The organism is Psychrobacter sp. TB20-MNA-CIBAN-0197 (genome assembly GCF_040309765.1).
Lineage (GTDB): Bacteria > Pseudomonadota > Gammaproteobacteria > Pseudomonadales > Moraxellaceae > Psychrobacter > Psychrobacter submarinus.
Map to the genome: position 1 here is coordinate 1 of NZ_JBEOPC010000520.1, position 275 is coordinate 275.

The 275-nt window shown below is 65.8% G+C and carries 1 protein-coding gene; it reads right to left on the reverse strand.

Going from position 1 to position 275, the window contains the following annotated elements; all coding sequences use genetic code 11:
• Positions 1 to 275 (reverse strand): arsenate reductase/protein-tyrosine-phosphatase family protein (locus tag AAEY83_RS14770; protein ID WP_502945187.1); only part of this gene is annotated, 275 nt, incomplete at both ends.

The following is a 275-nucleotide window of genomic DNA, read 5'->3' on the forward strand; positions in this document are numbered from 1 at the left end:
TCATCGACCAGCCCGGCATAACGACGCAGGAACAGATCCAGCTCGGCCCTGCCGGTGGACGGCTGCAAGGCCTTGAGGTTGCGCAGATTGCTGTTATCCATGGCGAGAATCAGGTCGTAGCTGGCGAAATCGGCCCGGCTGACCTGCTGCGCGCGTTGCGTCGACAAGTCATAACCGCGCACTTTCGCCGCGGCCTGGCTGCGCTTGTCCGGCGGGTTGCCGACGTGCCAGTCACCGGTGCCGGCGGAGGCCACTTCGACCACATCGGCCAGCCC